11 protein-coding genes are annotated in these 16,677 nt (G+C 43.3%); 8 read left to right on the forward strand and 3 right to left on the reverse strand.

Going from position 1 to position 16,677, the window contains the following annotated elements; genetic code table 11:
• The first annotated feature begins 107 nt into the window (after nucleotides 1-107).
• From AC59IL_RS32920 to AC59IL_RS32950, 7 genes are all read left to right on the forward strand, one after another.
• Nucleotides 108-2,255, forward strand: coding sequence for a glycoside hydrolase family 31 protein (locus AC59IL_RS32920; protein WP_496556505.1), 2,148 nt, complete (start codon nucleotides 108-110; stop codon nucleotides 2,253-2,255).
• Between the two features lie 62 nt (nucleotides 2,256-2,317).
• Nucleotides 2,318-3,523 carry an alginate lyase family protein gene (locus AC59IL_RS32925; RefSeq protein ID WP_496556506.1) on the forward strand — a complete coding sequence of 402 codons (1,206 nt, stop codon included), beginning with the start codon at nucleotides 2,318-2,320 and terminating at the stop codon, nucleotides 3,521-3,523.
• 168 nt (nucleotides 3,524-3,691) lie between these two features.
• Entirely contained in the window at nucleotides 3,692-5,560 is a 1,869-nt protein-coding gene (locus AC59IL_RS32930) for an alpha-L-fucosidase (protein ID WP_496556507.1), read from the forward strand.
• Nucleotides 5,561-5,613: 53 nt separating this feature from the next.
• Nucleotides 5,614-6,786, forward strand: coding sequence for a glycoside hydrolase family 88 protein (locus AC59IL_RS32935; RefSeq protein WP_496556508.1), 1,173 nt, complete (start codon nucleotides 5,614-5,616; stop codon nucleotides 6,784-6,786).
• Between the two features lie 338 nt (nucleotides 6,787-7,124).
• Nucleotides 7,125-8,132, forward strand: coding sequence for a type II toxin-antitoxin system antitoxin SocA domain-containing protein (locus AC59IL_RS32940; RefSeq protein WP_496556509.1), 1,008 nt, complete (start codon nucleotides 7,125-7,127; stop codon nucleotides 8,130-8,132).
• A gap of 178 nt (nucleotides 8,133-8,310) precedes the next feature.
• Nucleotides 8,311-9,729: an alpha-L-fucosidase gene (locus tag AC59IL_RS32945; RefSeq protein ID WP_496556510.1), complete on the forward strand. Its 1,419-nt coding sequence runs from the start codon at nucleotides 8,311-8,313 to the stop codon at nucleotides 9,727-9,729.
• Nucleotides 9,730-9,874: 145 nt separating this feature from the next.
• Nucleotides 9,875-10,489: a NanQ anomerase/TabA/YiaL family protein gene (locus tag AC59IL_RS32950; RefSeq protein ID WP_496556511.1), complete on the forward strand. Its 615-nt coding sequence runs from the start codon at nucleotides 9,875-9,877 to the stop codon at nucleotides 10,487-10,489.
• Nucleotides 10,490-10,570: 81 nt separating this feature from the next.
• Here the strand turns inward: AC59IL_RS32950 and AC59IL_RS32955 are convergent, their stop codons facing one another.
• Nucleotides 10,571-12,100, reverse strand: a complete 1,530-nt coding sequence (locus tag AC59IL_RS32955) for a hypothetical protein (RefSeq protein ID WP_496556512.1) — start codon at nucleotides 12,098-12,100, stop codon at nucleotides 10,571-10,573.
• A 105-nt stretch (nucleotides 12,101-12,205) separates the two neighbouring features.
• Nucleotides 12,206-13,078 carry an AraC family transcriptional regulator gene (locus tag AC59IL_RS32960; protein ID WP_496556513.1) on the reverse strand — a complete coding sequence of 291 codons (873 nt, stop codon included), beginning with the start codon at nucleotides 13,076-13,078 and terminating at the stop codon, nucleotides 12,206-12,208.
• A gap of 565 nt (nucleotides 13,079-13,643) precedes the next feature.
• Between AC59IL_RS32960 and AC59IL_RS32965 the strand changes: the two genes are divergently transcribed.
• The gene (locus AC59IL_RS32965; protein ID WP_496556514.1) at nucleotides 13,644-15,296 is read left to right on the forward strand and encodes a UxaA family hydrolase; all 1,653 of its coding nucleotides are present in this window, start codon (nucleotides 13,644-13,646) and stop codon (nucleotides 15,294-15,296) included.
• A 116-nt stretch (nucleotides 15,297-15,412) separates the two neighbouring features.
• On the opposite strand, the gene AC59IL_RS32970 is transcribed toward AC59IL_RS32965, so the two are convergent.
• Nucleotides 15,413-16,657 carry a TPR end-of-group domain-containing protein gene (locus tag AC59IL_RS32970; RefSeq protein ID WP_496556515.1) on the reverse strand — a complete coding sequence of 415 codons (1,245 nt, stop codon included), beginning with the start codon at nucleotides 16,655-16,657 and terminating at the stop codon, nucleotides 15,413-15,415.
• Nucleotides 16,658-16,677 lie beyond the last annotated feature (20 nt).

Raw genomic sequence — 16,677 nt, forward strand, 5'->3', positions numbered from 1 at the left:
ATGAAGGGTGTATGGAGTAAATATGGAATATATATGGAATATATATGGAGTAAGTATGGAGTAAGTACAGAGAACCAAGATCGAATTAAACGAATTTTAAAAACGATATGTATAGTACAAGACGAATATTACTGGTTTGCATAATTCTGTTTAAAGTATGCATCCTCCATGCGCAGAATCTGTCATGGACAGAAACAGCACCCGGTGTATGGAAGGCCGTTGTGGGCGCGCCCGAAGCATATGATCTGCTGAAAGCATCAGGTGCACAACCCAACAAAGAAGCATTGGCAACCATTACCGCGGCAACCTTCCCTTTGCCGCAAGGTGATATTTCCATTAAAGTGATAGACGGAAAAACTTATCTGCGTTTTCCCCTGCAAAAAGAAGAACAGGTATATGGTTTTGGATTGAATTTTCAAACGGTGCATCAGCGCGGAAAGATTTTGCAGCTGCACGTTGATCATTTTGGCGGAAAAGATAATGGCCGTACGCATGCGCCTACACCATTTTATGTTTCATCGAAAGGATACGGCGTATTTATTAATTCGGCCCGCTACCTGAATGTGTATGCAGGAACAGGGGTACGTGTTGACAGTAAAAATGCACCGGTAGCCAAAGACCGCAATACCGATAAAACCTGGAACGCCCGCCCTTATTCCGATGCGGTAGAAATACTGGTACCCGCAGCAGGCGTTGAAGTATACGTATTCGGCGGCCCAACGCCGTTAGATGCTGTTCGCCGGTTTAACCTGTTTAATGGCGGCGGTTGTTTGCCGCCCCGGTGGGGACTGGGTTTTACACAACGGGTAAAATCGTTATATACTTCAGAAGAAGTAAAAAAAGAAGTAGCCGCTTTTCGTGAAAAAGGATTTCCACTTGATTTTATCGGGCTTGAACCGGGATGGCAAAGCAAATCATATCCCTGTACATTTTCATGGGATAGCACGCGATATCCTAATGCTGCCGGTTTTGTACAGGATTTGCTGAAGGATAATATTCGCATTAATCTCTGGACGAATCCTTACGTTTCGCCCGATGCGCCTTTTTATAAGGCGATTATTCCGTATAGCGGTTCACATACCGTATGGAACGGACTGGTGCCTGATTTCACCACGCCCGAAGCGCGTAAATTATTTTTTGATCAGCTGCAAAACAACCAGGTGGCTGCCGGTGTAAGCGGGTATAAAATTGATGAAGTAGACGGATATGATCATTACCTGTGGCCCGATGTGGCTACATTTCCGTCGGGTGTTGCGGCCGAACAAATGCGGCAAACATTTGGGTTGCTGGTACAACGCTACAGCGAAGAAATATTTCACCGCCAGAACAAAAGGACCTTTGGTCTGGTGCGCGGTTCTAATGCCGGCGGCGCTTCTTTCCCATATGTTATTTACAACGATTATTATAATCATGAAGATTTTATTACAGCGCTCATCAATAGTGGCTTTGCCGGTGTTTTATGGACGCCCGAAGTGAGAGCCTCAAAAACATCGGAAGAATGGTTGCGCCGGTTTCAAACCGTAGTGTTTTCGCCTATGGCCATGATCAATGCCTGGGCAAGCGGCACTAAGCCCTGGTCGTACGATGATGTGGCTGAGCCGATAAAACAACTGGCACTCCTCCGGATGCAAATGATGCCTTACTGGTATTCGGCTTTTGCGCGCTATCATTTTGAAGGCATTCCGCCCTTCAGAGCTATGAACCTCGAAGAAGGTTTTGTGCCCGAAGCGAAAAAAGAAAACGGCAATGCCAATCTCGAAGAGAATCCTTATGCAGAAGCCGTATCGAAAGAGATCAAAGACCAATACATGGCCGGTGATTATTTGTTGGTTGCTCCTTTGTTTACGGGTCAGCAAACACGCAAGGTGGTATTGCCCAAAGGCAAATGGTACGACTTTTATTCCGGCGCCTTTGTGGGCGATGGGCAGGTAATAACCGTTACACCGGGGTTAGATAAAATTACGTTGTATGTAAAAGACGGCGCTATTATACCCATGATGAAGCCTATGCTGCATGCACCCGCAGCCAATGAAAAAGTTGATCTTACCATTCGCTATTACGGCGAAAAGCCCGGGAAATATATGTTGTACGATGATGATGGCGAAACCTATAATTATGAAAAAGGCGATTACAGCTGGCGCGAAATAAAAGTGGAGAAAGATAAGAACGGCAAATTAAAAGGAACCATTTCGGCACCTGTAAAAGGAAAGCCGAATACAGTAGGTAATGTGAGCTGGCAGTTTATGACTAAATAATTTGAAAATTCGCCAATTTGAAGATTTGAAAATGGAAGAAATAAAACCATAAACTCCTTCATATGGAATTTAATAAAATAACGGTTTGCTGGTTGTTGTTTGCTATTATGGCAAATACACAACTTTGGCCATCGGCGGCCGATGAAAAAAACACAGTTGTTTCGAAAAGCGATTATAAAGCCGAAGTGATGAAAACCCTGCGCAAACAAATTCTGGAGCAGGCTGCCTGGGCTTTACAGCAACAGCCTGTAACAGTAACGGCGGAATCTTCGCCGCGAAGCGCCGGTGGTAAACACGATTTCTTTTCAGAAGGAGATTACTGGTGGCCCAATCCGCAATTTCCCGATAGTCCGTATGTGCAACGGGATGGCATGAGTAATCCCGACAATTTTGTAGCCCACCGCCATGCGATGATTCGATTAAGCCAGATCGTTGGGGCGTTGGCATCGGCGTATCAGATCACCGGCGACGAAAAATACATTGCACAGGCATTGCGTCATTGCAAAGCCTGGTTTGTTGACACCGCTACTATGATGAACCCGGGTTTGCAGTATTCACAGGCCATCAAAGGAAGGTTCACCGGTCGCGGCATTGGCATCATCGATACCATTCAATTAATGGAGGTAGTACAGGGATTGATGGTAATGGGAAATGCAAAAGGTATGGACCGTGAGCTGCTGCAGGCGATCAGAAGCTGGTTTGAAAAATACCTGCAATGGTTAACTACGCATAAGTATGGTAAAGACGAAATGAATGCCGTTAATAATCATGGTACCTGCTGGGTGATGCAAACGGCGGCATTTGCCAGATTTACGCATAATGAACAACTCATGAATTTTTGCCGCGACAGGTTCAAAAATGTGTTATTGCCTAATCAAATGGCGGCCGATGGCAGCTTTCCGCAGGAACTGCGAAGAACCAAAGCATATGGTTATTCGATCTTCAACCTCGATGCATTAATTACTATTTGCCAGATACTGAGCACCAAAACCGACAACCTGTTTACATATGCCACACCCGATGGAAGAAACATTCGCAAAGGCATTGAATATTTGTATCCGTTTATTGTTGATAAAAGCAAGTGGCCAAAAAGTCCTGATGTAATGTACTGGGATAACTGGCCGGTGGCACAGCCATTTTTAATTTTTGGCGCAAATGCCTATGATAATAAAGAATGGCTGAAAACCTGGAAGGGTCTTGAGCATGCGCCCACAGTAGAAGAAGTGATAAGAAATTTGCCCATACGCCATCCGTTGATTTGGTTGTGAATAAATTTCGCGCAAAGGCGCAAAGGCGCTAAGAGACTCTTTGCGTTCTTAAAGGTTTAATTAACTTCTAATGCATCGGCTTGTCATGGTTTAAAATTGTTACGAGCCAATTTGCGCCTTGGCGCCTTTGCGAGAAACCTATCGTTTAAAGATGATAACATTTAACAAATGATACGAAAAAATTTATTGGCAATTGCCTGTGCCTTATCCACCACGATTGCTAATGCACAAACAGCCGGTGAAGAAGACAAGGAAATGTTTAATCGTGGACGTCAGCGCGATCAGCAGGCGATTGATGAAGCGGTAAATGGCTGGTGGACTGCCTCTATGAAAAATCATGATGAGCGCATACAATGGTGGCAGCAGGCGCGTTTTGGAATGTTTATTCACTGGGGCATTTATTCGTTGCCCGGTGGTGAGTGGAAAGGGAAAAAAGTAGATGGATATGCCGAGCACCTGATGCGCAAAGAAAAAATTCCACGTGCTGAATATCTTGTGTTGGCACATCAGTTCAACCCGGTATTATTTAATGCTGATGAATGGGCGCGCCATGCCAAAGAAGCGGGCATGAAATATATGATCATTACATCGAAGCATCACGATGGTTTTGCGATGTTCGATTCAAAAGTGTCGGACTTTAATATTATGCAGCAAACGCCTTTCAAACGCGATCCTATGAAAGAGCTGAGTGCTGCCTGTCATAAGTACGGTATCAAATTCGGATTTTATTATTCACATGCGTTCGACTGGGAGCATCCCGATGCACCGGGGAATGATTGGGAATATAGCAATCCCGGCGGTGATAAAGGGTTGTATGGCGGCATCAATTGGTTTAATTTACATCCCGAGCTGTTGCCGAAAGCGGTGAAATATGTAAATGAAAAGGCCATTCCACAGATAAAAGAACTGATTGCAAAATATCATCCTGATATTTTATGGTTCGATACGCCGTCGAAACTGCCGCTGTCGGAAAACATCAGAATATTAAAGGCCATTCGTGAAGTAGATCAGCATGTGGTAGTAAACGGACGGCTGGCCCGCAATGCAGACATCAGTTTTGGTGATTATAAAAATACCGCTGACCGTCCGCTTGAATTTTATCCTGTAACCGGCGACTGGGAAGCCATTCCTACTACCAATGAATCATATGGCTATCATAAATTCGACAGCAGCCACAAACCGGTAAGCGCCTTTGTGCAGTTACTTGCAAAAGCAGCTTCACGCGGTGGCAATTTATTAATGAATATCGGTCCCAAAGGCGATGGTGCATTCGACAGCCGCGACCTCACTATTTTAAAAGGCATTGGCGCCTGGATGCAAAAAAATGGACAAAGCATTTATGGCTCCGTGGCAAGTCCGCTCCCATTGCAAAGCTGGGGAGTATCTACCGTCAAAGGAAATACGATGTATTTGCAGGTATTTAACTGGCCTTCGGATCATAAATTATACATTGGTGGATTAAAAAGTGCGTTTGGAAAAATATATCTGCTCGATGGTAATAAACAACTAACTGCCGGCCGGGTAAATGAAAATGATGTAGTGATCAATCTTCCTGCAAAAATGCCCGATACGCTGACTACAGTTATTGCTGTTGAATTAAAGGAGCCATTGAAAACCGATTCGGTGCAGGTGCTGGCTTCGAATTTGCCGCTTCACCGGTTACTGGCATTTGATGCGCAGCTGCACGGGAATAACTTCAGCTATGGGGATGGTAAAGCAGGTAAATATTATGTGCAGAACTGGAAATCGAACGACCAGTGGTTAAGTTGGACATTTCGCCTCACCCAACCAGCGACTTTCAAAGTAAGTATGAAATATCTGGCCGGAGATGGCAATGGAGGAACCTTCCTGCTGCAAACAGGAAGCTATTCAAAGGAAATAAAAATAACGGGCAGCGGATCAGATACAAAAGTGATAACCGATGATATTGACAGCATTTCGTTACCCGCCGGAACGCATCAGTTGATTATTAAGCCGGTTTCAATAGACAAGGGCGAGTTGATGAAATTACTGGAATTACAATTCAAAACTAATTAACGGATTTTTTTTCGCCTTCGCGCCTCCGCGAGAAATATAAAATATAAAACACGATGAATAAAAAGTTGTTTGCCACACTGGCGATTGTTGTTGTTGGATCGATGGTGCACGCACAACCAGTAAAACTACCGCAGGTATTTTCTGATGCAGAAAAACAAACCTACGTAATGTTAACCAACATTACCGATACAAAGGGAACCGGTGCCGACCTGGTATCGCCGCGTACCCTCGTAAACGGTCAACTAAAACTGGTGCCCGCTAAAGACTGGACGAGCGGTTTTTTTGCCGGCGAATTGTGGATGTTATATAATTATACGCACAAGCCCCAATGGAAATCGAAAGCGGAAGAATTTACAAGCCTTGAAGAAAAAGAAAAACTGAACGGCGCTACGCACGACATGGGTTTTAAAATTTACTGCAGTTATGGTACCGGATATCAAATAACAAAAGACCCTGCCTATAAAGAAGTGATCATTCAATCGGCTAAAACATTGTCGACCCGGTTTAACCCCGTGGTGGGTTGCATCCGTTCGTGGGACCATCATAAAGAGCAATGGGGCTATCCGGTAATTATCGATAACATGATGAACCTTGAATTATTGTTTGCCGCTACACGTTTAACCGGTGATTCATCATTTTACAAAATAGCGGTAAGTCATGCCAATACTACCATGAAAAATCATTACAGGCCCGATTACAGTTCCTATCACGTGGTTGACTACGATACTGCGACCGGTAAAGTGGTAAAGCGCCAAACGCACCAGGGCTATGCCGATGAATCGGCCTGGGCGCGCGGGCAAACATGGGGGTTATATGGTTATACCATGTGCTATCGCGAAACAAAAAATCCTGTATATCTGAAACAGGCAGAACACATTGCTGCATTTATATTGTATCATCCCAATTTGCCAAAGGATAAAATTCCTTACTGGGATTTTAATGCACCCGGTATTCCCAATGAACCCCGCGATGCATCGGCGGCTGCCGTATTGGCTTCGGGTTTATTTGAACTGGCTAAATACAGCGCCAATAAAAAAGAATACCTGTCGGTAGCGAATACCATTTTGCAAAACCTTACAAATAACTATCGTTCGCCAATAGGTGACAACAAAGGATTCATATTATTGCACAGCACTGGTACCAAACCAACCAACAGCGAAGTAGACGTGCCGATCAATTATGCGGATTATTATTATCTGGAGGCTTTGTTGAGAAGTAAGAAATAAGGCAACGAGGTATAGAGCAACGAGGTACCCACTATTTGCTGATTATCAAAATATTACAAAAAGGTTATTCCCCGGAATAACCTTTTTGGTTTAAATACAGTGAAGTTACTTTTTAAAAAGAGGAATTAATTGATAAAATGCAAGAAATTGGATATTTATTGCAACTAATTAGTTGAAATTTAATTTTGATTAGTAAAATTGTGGCATGAATTAGTAAAATACTATGGCCACATCAGAAGATGACGTTCAGAAATTCCTACATGATTTTAAAGCAAAGCTTTGCATATGGGGAGTGGTGTTGCAGAATTTCCTATGAAATATCTTTTAAAAAGTAAGTTATGAAAAGTCCATTTACAGGCGGAGATACAAAACTGGAAAAGGAATCAAGGGTTCTTGAGTACAGGAAAGATAAATTCGAGGTGCTTTATCATTATTATTTATGTGTTGATAGCGGCGAACAATTTACAACCACTGCTATTGATACACTTAATATTAATCAGGTTCATAATAAATACAGAGAGAAATACGGTATTCCGTTTATAGATGAAATTAAAAATATTCGTGAACAGTATGGGTTAAGCGCGGCTAAAATGAGTGAAGTGCTTGGTCTTGGAGCCAATATATACAGAAGTTATGAAGCAGGAGAAATGCCCAGTGTTTCTACCGGCAGATTAATCAGGTTGGGAGAAGATCCACGGGAATTTAAGAAGCTGCTTGAAATGAGTAAAAATGTTTTGGAACCTCACGAATTTGAACGGGTAAAAAGGAAAATAGAATTGGTGGAAGCCGATAATGAACAATCCCAACAAATATGGAAAGGTTGGTTAACAGGAAATAATTATCCAAATATTTTCAATGGATATAGAGTCCCCTCTTTGGAAAGAGTGGGTAATATAATTCGTTTTTTCGCCCTGCGGAATAGTCCATTTACTACTGCACTTAATAAGCTCCTGTTTTATACAGATTTTGGCCATTTTAAAAGGTATGGCCATAGTATTAGCGGCATCTATTATAAAGCGCTACCTAAAGGCCCGGTGCCTGAGAATTATGGAGGAATTTACAATTGTGTTGTAAACGCGGGCTTTGTTAAGGTAAAAGAAATGGATTTTGGTGATTTTGTTGGAGATCGTTTTATTGCTGATGATGCTGAAGCGCTTAATGTTGAAGATGGGCTTTTTTCAGAAACTGAATTAGAAATGATGCAATATGTATCAGAAAAATTCAAAGGAAAAACAACTAAACAAATTGTTGAACTTAGTCATGAAGAACCTGCCTGGCAGGAAAATATCGGTGATTATAACAGAATAAGCTTTGAGTATGGTTTTGAATTGAAAAATATAGAGTGACAGAAACGACTTCTTTACAACTTCTACAAATACTGCCTGTATAACCTGCAAGCAACCTGCTCCTTCGCCAAACGAAGTTCCTGCCAAAATAGTTGAATAAATTGCAGCTTACTGTGAAAAAACCGATTGCAATAATCGGTTAGTTGCATCTTAATTAACAATGATAATGAATGCTTATATGAAAAAAGTAGTATCTGTAGTGTTGTTGGTTTGCTGTATTGCCGGCCAGCTGGCTGCGCAAACATCGGCCCAAAGCGTAAGCCGTGATAAGCGCATGGAATGGTGGCGTGAGGCCCGTTGGGGTATGTTTATTCACTGGGGCGTTTATGCGGTACCGGCGGGTTACTATAATGGTCATGCTATTAACCGCATTGGTGAATGGATCATGAACCGTGGCAAAATTCCGGTGACAGATTACCAGGCATTTGCGAAAGAGTTCAACCCGGTTAAATATGATCCTGAGGCATGGGTAAAATTGGCTAAGGAAGCCGGCATGAAATATATTGTGATCACCGCCAAGCACCACGACGGATTTGCACTTTTCAAATCCAGTGCCAGCAAATGGAATATAGTAGATGCAACTCCGTATGGTAAAGACCTGCTGAAACCTTTGGCAGAGGCCTGTCGCAAATATGGAATCAAACTTGGTTTTTATTATTCGCATGCACAGGACTGGAACAACCCCGGCGGCGCTGCAGCACGAAAAGTTGCCAGTGAAGGATGGGCCAATCCTGATTCTGCTGCCATCGATGCCTATACGGCGGCGCATGAAGGTCATTGGGACCCTGCGCAAACTACTAAAACCATGTCGCAGTATATTGATGAGGTGGCTGTACCGCAGGTGAAAGAATTATTAACCAATTATGGTGATGTGGCTGTGTTGTGGTGGGATACGCCTACCGGTATGACAGACGAATTTGCACAGAAGCTGAATGCCGTGCTGGCGCTCCAACCGAATATCATTACAAACGACCGGTTAAAACGCCCCAATTTTGCCGGCGATTTCAAAACGCCCGAGCAAAAAATTCCCAATTTAAGCGAGCTCGATGGTCGCGATTGGGAAACCTGCATGACCATGAACGGCACCTGGGGATATAAGAAAGATGACCATAACTGGAAGAGCACCGAAACGATCATCAGAAATTTACTTGACATAGCATCGAAAGGCGGAAATTATTTATTGAATGTTGGGCCTAAGGCCGATGGTTCTTTCCCCGATGAAAGCATCGACCGGTTAAAACAGGTTGGCGCCTGGATGAAAGTAAACGGCGAAGCCATTTATGGAAGCAAGGGAAGTCCGCTGGCGCCTTTGTCGTGGGGACGATGCACCAAAAAAGAACAAAATGGTAATACCATTTTATACCTGTCGGTATTTAACTGGCCAGCCGACGGAAAATTAACGGTGCCCGGTTTACAGCAACCGGTAACATCGGCCAAATTGCTGGCTACGGGTAAAACAGTAACCACTGCTTCATCTGCAGATGGATTAGTGATCACACTGCCCGAAAAAGCTCCGGATACTATTGCATCGGTAATAAAATTACAAGTGAAAGGGATTGTGCCCGCCAAAGCGTTTACAACCGGCGCGGCAAAGTGAGTTGATCAATGCTATATTAATTATTAAACGTGCCACGGTTGTCCTGAGCGAAGTCGAAGGGGCCGTGGCACCGTTATTATAACAAGCTTTAAACAAAAAATAAGCTATTGGCCCTTATCTTTACAACCATATAATTCCTGCACATATGAAAAGGGTATTCGTATTATCTGTTTTATTGCTTGCTGCCTCTGTGCTTCATGTTAATGCTCATTCGCTTTCCGACAGTACCTGGTCGAAAGCTAAAGCTGCGAAATGGTTTAAGAAAAAAGAGTGGCTGAACGGCGTAGCGCTTACACCGCATAAATCTATCAACAAGCAGGAGTTTGCCCGGCAATATGAAATAAACAAAGTGTATTGGGATAAAGCATTTGCGTTTTTAAAAGAACATGACCTTAAAACGCTGCCCAAAGGAAAATATCCTATCGATGGCGATAATGTATTTGCCTCGGTAACAGAAGACCCATCGAAAGATTTTGATAAAACAAACTGGGAGTCGCACCGAAAATACATCGATGTGCAATGTGTTATTACCGGAGATGAAAAAATGGGTAAATGGCCGGTGGCTGAAGTTACTACCGTTACAAAACCCTACGATGAAGCAAAAGATGTTGCCAATTATACAGCGCCCGGTAAATTTTATACCATACCTGCCGGAACATTTATCATCTTTTTTCCAACAGATGCGCATCGCCCGAACATTACGCCCGGCGGTAATAAAGTGGTGAAGAAGATTGTGATTAAGGTGAGAGCCGCCCAATAAGCAATATGCAATAGGCAATAAGCAAATCGGCAAAAAGCAGAATAATCAATTGCCAATTGTCTATTGCCGATTGTCAATTGGTTACTTCTTCCTCGCTTTCAGCTGGGCCATATATAACGAACCGGGTTGAAGTCCTTTTTTGTTTTGTCCTTCCCATTCTCCATCGGGGCGACCGTGCAAACGTCCGTCGTATTTGCCGCCGGTTAACCCGATGCAATAATTTTTTCCGTTTACCCACGGGTTTTGTATCGCGGCCCGTTTTGCAGTGCAGTTCCATACAACCTGGGTTACGCCGGCCCAACCGTGACCGCTGCCCCAGTTACCGCGGTCCTGTATATTGATTTCGCCATCGGTTACAATATTATCAAACAGGGTGCCCGCCGACCAACGGTGATGCGGCCCTATATCGGCATGTGTTTGTGTAGCCGTGCAATTATAAAATACATTGGGCCCTAAAACACGGGCGCCGGTTACATAGTCGTGACGTGCTTCGGTGCTTTGACAATTCATTACTAAGTTTTGCTGCCCGTCGTTATTGAATGAATACCGGCGGCCACCGGTAATTTTTGATTTGGCATCGAGGCAACGGCAATCAGTAATAGTAATCCATTTTGCCAGGTTATTTAAGTGAACGCAGGCATAACCAAAATACCGTGAGGTAACGTTTCGTACCCAGCCATTTTCTATTTTATCAAACTCAATGGCCGTCCATCCATGATCTTCGGCTGTATCGCTGCCGAATACCGATTCACAACGCAGTTGTTCAATGGCTACTTTTTCAAGTCGACCGTTAAAACGGTATTGATAAATAAAACCGCCGCCATATTGTTTTTCGAGGGCAAGCACAACCGGGTTGTCGATGTAAATGGTATTGTCATCTACTTTTGTGATCACGCGTTCAAAGTGAAGGTCATATTCTTTGGGCCTCCATTGTTTGGTGCCGCCTCTTTCCTCAATGGCATCCATTTTCAGGTCTTTTATCCATGCTTCGGTACCTGGTCGTAATAATATTATTTTATCTCCTGCTTTAAAACCGGTGGCCGATTCAACATGAAAAGAAGTAGCGCCGGTGGGCACATATTCATCGGTTATGGCCACCCGGGTGTTGGGTAACTCTTCGATATTGCCGGTTCCTGCTATCTTAATTAATGAACGCTGGGTGTTTTCTGTAGCCAGTAAAACAGTTTCATTTTCCTTATCGCCTTCACCTCTTAGCACAACGCCGCTGGTATTAATCTGCAGTGTGGCGGGAATTTTATATATGCCTTTTTTTAACAGTACGGTTCCGCGAAATCCGTTTTGGTCGGGTGAGCGCCGCGAAACTTCATCAATCGCATTTTGAATAACAGCCTGGCTGTTGTCGCCGGTGGCGGTGATGGTTTTTATTACAGGTACCGTGGGAATCGGTTGATCGCCCTGGTAATAACCAACGTGGCTGAAGTCGGGAATGGTATTTCCTTTTTCATCGGCATGATACTGAAGGGTTCCATTTGCTGCTGCGGTAACAAATTTCGATTCCCATTTATCGGCAGGCAAATGAAAACTAAATGCAATTGTAATTATAAGGGTACTTATAGCGAATTGGTGCAAACGGTTAAATGGTAAGGTCATGGCGTACGATATTAATGAAAAAGGCAACGGGCACCAGGCACCAGGCAGTAAATAGCCCTAACAGGTGAACCTGTCAACTAATCAACATGGAAACTTATCACCTACCTACTGTTTCTGAATAAACTCCCGTTGGTAATTGAGCGGACTTTTACCGGTAATCAATTTGAAGTATTTATGAAAACTGGTGAAATTGTTGAACCCGCTTTCGAAGCACAGCTGCTTAATGCTCATTTTATTTTCTATAAGCAATTTACACGCATGTCCCACACGAACCTCGATTAAAAATTGCGAAAACGTTTTCCTTGTTTTCGATTTAAAATAGCGGCAGAATGAGTTAGGGCTGATGTTGGCCACCGATGCAATTTCATCGAGCTGAATAGGCCTTTTAAAATTCTTTAAAGAAAAATCGTAGATGGCATTGATGCGGTCGTTCTCTGCTTCGAGCAAATCGTGTTTGAAGCCTATCGACGAAAGGGGGATGGGTTGTTTGCACTCGGCGATAGCTGTTAGTGCCTCGGTAAGCAGCATAATGCGATGCGGACCTTCGGTATGCAGCAATACATCCAAAAACTCGGCCACTACCGTACGGGTTTTGCCGGTGATCTGCAAGCCACGTTTAGCTTTATCAAGCACCGTTTTGATATTGAGATTCTCCGGCAGCTGCAAAAACTGTTCACCCCAGAAGTTTTCACAAAAATGACAAACACGCACATCCGCAGTTGACGGTGTGTTTTCATCGAAATACGCATCGTCGAAACGCCAGTAATGCGGCAGGCCTGAACCGACCAATACCACATCGCCAGGTTTAAACCGGCGTATACTGTCGCCAATAAACTGCGTGCCTTCTCCTTTTCTGAAATGGATTAGTTCAACTTCCTGGTGGTAATGCCAACGGTTATTAACGTAAGGAACAAGATCCTGTCTTACGCTGAACGAGTGGCGAATTTCTTTAGATACTTTTAATAGCTGGGGCCTCATGGATTAAGCTATTTTTACATCAAATGGCAAAATATATTGCAATCAGGGGTAATTTAGGTTAACTTTTAGGGCTGGCGTAAAAAATCTACGCTAACGTTTCCGTAACCGTTTTCGTAAAAAATTGGTTAGTAGGTCAACTTTACCCTTTAGCATGCGTTTAGCAGCTGTTTACAGTAACCGTAACAGTACCCGTTATTATATAAAGACACACGCGGGGCAACCGAAGGGGTAGTGATCATGGTAAAATTGATGAATAATAAGACAATTTGCTGCAATCTGCATTTAGCCATAAACTTTTTATTTGCTTTTGTAAACTGGCGCTGGTACAGGCATCAGTAAATATTTGCAACTATTCTTCTCTGGATGACATATCCGTTGAAACTAAAATTATGAACCAGCCCGGGCGTTTTTCCGGCATTTTGCAACCTCCCGATCTTGTACCGCCAACGCCGGCGTACAGGAAAACGTATATAAATTGTATTCAAATAACATATAAGCGGCCGTTGCGTACGGCTCAAAAAACAGGCTTTGCTATTATTTACAGCACAAATTAAAATGAATTGTTATGGCTGAAATTGTTCGTAAACCTTTTCTGAAAATACACCCTAATGATAACGTATTGGTTGCTTTACAGGATCTTGCTCAGGGTAGTACAATTACAATAGATCAACAGGATATTTTATTACCACAGGCCGTGGGGGCAAAACATAAATTCTTCATTAAAAATATGCGAACGGGGGATGAGGTAATTATGTATGGGTCGCTGGTAGGAAAAGTGCAGACCGATTTACTGAGAGGCACTCTTATGACAACCGCCAATACCCATCATGCTGCCGGCGACTATGCCTGGCGCAATAAAAAGGAGCCATGGCAACAACCCGATGTATCTAAATTTGTCAATCGTACATTTAACGGATACAAAAGAAGGGATGGCCGTGTAGGTACCGCCAATTACTGGTTGTTTATACCAACTGTTTTTTGTGAGAACCGTAATCTCGATGTTATTAAAGAAGCGCTCTGGAACGAGCTGGGCTATGCGGTTACCGGAAAATACCGCCAGTTTACCCGTGATATGTTCAGGGCATATACATCGGGCGAGGATATAAATAATATCAACCTGAACCCGTCGTACAGTAATGGCAGCGAACGTTTTTTTAAAAATGTAGACGGTGTAAAATTCCTGAATCACAGCGGTGGCTGTGGTGGTACCCGCCAGGATGCTGCCACATTGAGCGCCTTGCTTGCTGCTTATGCCGATCATCCCAATGTAGGTGGAGTTACCTTATTAAGTTTGGGCTGCCAGCATTTGCAGATAACTGATTTTTTAAATGATCTGAAGAAAAGAAACCCCTCTTTTGATAAACCGCTTTACATTTTCGAGCAGCAGCAAACAGTAAGCGAAGAGGAACTGGTTTGCGAAGCCATTCGTAAAACATTTTTGGGAATGGTTGAAATTAATAAAATCGAACGCGAGCCTGCTCCGCTGAGTGCATTATGCGTTGGGGTGAAGTGTGGCGGCAGTGATGGGTTCAGCGGTATTTCGGCCAACCCCGCAGTAGGGTATACCAGTGACCTGCTGGTGGCTTTGGGAGGTAAAATATTACTGGCCGAATTTCCTGAATTGTGTGGCGCCGAGCAGTCGCTGGTAGATCGTTGTGTAAATGAAGATGTGGCCAACCGGTTCATTCACCTGATGCAGGATTATAATGGCCAGGCCATGAAGGTGGGATCGGGATTTCATATGAACCCGTCGCCGGGAAATATTAAAGACGGATTGATAACCGACGCTATCAAATCAACAGGTGCTGCCCGAAAGGGAGGAACTTCTCCGGTAGTGGCCGTGCTTGATTATACCGAGCCGGTAAACCAATCGGGTTTGAGCCTGGTGTGCACACCAGGTAATGATGTGGAAGCTACCACCGGGAAAGCAGCATCGGGTGCTACATTAATTTTATTTACAACAGGTTTGGGCACGCCAACCGGCAACCCCGTGGCTCCCACCATAAAAATTGCCACCAATTCATCGCTGGCCAAACGTATGGCCGATATCATTGATATAGATACCGGCAGTATCATAACCGGTGAAAAAAATATTGAACAGGTAGGGGAGGAGATACTGGAATATTGTATCAAAGTAGCCAGTGGCGAAACAACACCAAAAGCAGTTCAACTGGCGCAGGACGATTTTATTCCGTGGAAGCGAGGTGTTTCTCTTTAGAATAGTGAATAATGAACCGAAGAATTTTGAACCGAAGATGTTATGCTATTGGGAATGTTTCTTACTTCGACATTCAAAATTCTTCTGTTCTGCATTCGATATTGTTCAGCAGCTGCTTATGGGGCCTGCCAAAACAAGGCAGGGTTATTCGTTTTGTACTTTTTGAAAGTGGTATTCAGGTCCTTGTTGTAGCCTTGATATTTATCCGGGGCCTGGTCAAAATAATCTAAGGGCACAAGGGTAATACGGGTAACTGTTTTGCCATTGCCATATGTTTCAGTGTCGTATTCGTTGTTTACAACGCATTGCAGCATATACAGGTTCTTGGCCATATAATTATACAGGTAACCTTGTTTTGTGACAGAGGATCTGTGATTCCAGTTGGCATCGGGATTTACAATTAAAGGTTTTTCCTGGATAATTCTTTCCCGCACTTCTTCTATACTTAGCAGCTCACCTTTCTCATTCATCACATAGGCATCGTTGGTAGGATCCATCCATAACCATTTATTAAGCGTTTTTGCATAAACTGCATTGATAACATGACAGTCGGGGTCTATTTTCAGGCTGTCTTTAGGAAAGCAGGTAACAAATCGCGACTTAAAGCCCATAGCCAGGTAGCATTCGTTTAATCCCATTGCCAATGCTCTGCAGGTCAATCCCCGGTTGTCGCGTTTACATACAGCAATCATATTGATTGCATTCTTTATATCGGGATTGCTGCTACCACCATCATGCGGAACCAAATTGTGCATCCAGTGCATAAGGTTGATAATTTTCGACACTTCATTTCCTGAGCCTGCAATGGAGTCGAGGTTGAATGTTTTGCGCAGTAAAACAAGGTTGGGATCATCACTGTTCAGGTAGGTAAACTTTGGTAGTTCCCGGTTATCCTGCAAATTATAGGCGGCTCCTTTTTTAAGGATATACATATAATCGCTGATGTCGCGTAACGGATTGACCAGGCTTTTAAATTTTTGTTCATTTCGTATATTATTCAGGTCTGCATCCTTTTGTATATGCGCATAATCGTACCACCCTGCCTTGATTGCTTTATCAAGATATTCCAGCGCCGGGGGTTTATTATCGAGTAATGAATAAGCGCAACTTAAATTGTAGTAAGCGCTCTTAGGGTAATTTGCAAACTCTTTTTGATCGTCGGGCGACAAACCTTTATACTTTGCCAGAAATTCATTAAGTAAGGTGTTGTATGTTTTTACATCGCGCTTTTCATACAATTTTCTAAACACACTGTCGCAATCGTGCGCATATTTTTCAAATTCAATATTGGACCCGGATTGGCCATTTACCACAACTACATACAAAAGTAAGGCTGCTGAAAGAAAAGACTTTAGCTTCATATTTTGTTTTTTGCAATAAG

The sequence above is a fragment of the Niastella sp. sgz303648 genome (assembly GCF_059587045.1).

Excerpts from the sequence above, each read along its gene's own strand:
- AC59IL_RS32970 (WP_496556515.1), bottom strand. The coding sequence starts at position 16,657 with ATGAAGCTAAAGTCTTTTCTTTCAGCAGCCTTACTTTTGTATGTAGTT.
- AC59IL_RS32960 (WP_496556513.1), bottom strand. The coding sequence starts at position 13,078 with ATGAGGCCCCAGCTATTAAAAGTATCTAAAGAAATTCGCCACTCGTTC.
- AC59IL_RS32925 (WP_496556506.1), top strand. The coding sequence starts at position 2,318 with ATGGAATTTAATAAAATAACGGTTTGCTGGTTGTTGTTTGCTATTATG.
- AC59IL_RS32940 (WP_496556509.1), top strand. The coding sequence starts at position 7,125 with ATGAAAAGTCCATTTACAGGCGGAGATACAAAACTGGAAAAGGAATCA.
- AC59IL_RS32920 (WP_496556505.1), top strand. The coding sequence starts at position 108 with ATGTATAGTACAAGACGAATATTACTGGTTTGCATAATTCTGTTTAAA.
- AC59IL_RS32965 (WP_496556514.1), top strand. The coding sequence starts at position 13,644 with ATGGCTGAAATTGTTCGTAAACCTTTTCTGAAAATACACCCTAATGAT.
- AC59IL_RS32930 (WP_496556507.1), top strand. The coding sequence starts at position 3,692 with ATGATACGAAAAAATTTATTGGCAATTGCCTGTGCCTTATCCACCACG.
- AC59IL_RS32945 (WP_496556510.1), top strand. The coding sequence starts at position 8,311 with ATGAAAAAAGTAGTATCTGTAGTGTTGTTGGTTTGCTGTATTGCCGGC.
- AC59IL_RS32955 (WP_496556512.1), bottom strand. The coding sequence starts at position 12,100 with ATGACCTTACCATTTAACCGTTTGCACCAATTCGCTATAAGTACCCTT.
- AC59IL_RS32935 (WP_496556508.1), top strand. The coding sequence starts at position 5,614 with ATGAATAAAAAGTTGTTTGCCACACTGGCGATTGTTGTTGTTGGATCG.
- AC59IL_RS32950 (WP_496556511.1), top strand. The coding sequence starts at position 9,875 with ATGAAAAGGGTATTCGTATTATCTGTTTTATTGCTTGCTGCCTCTGTG.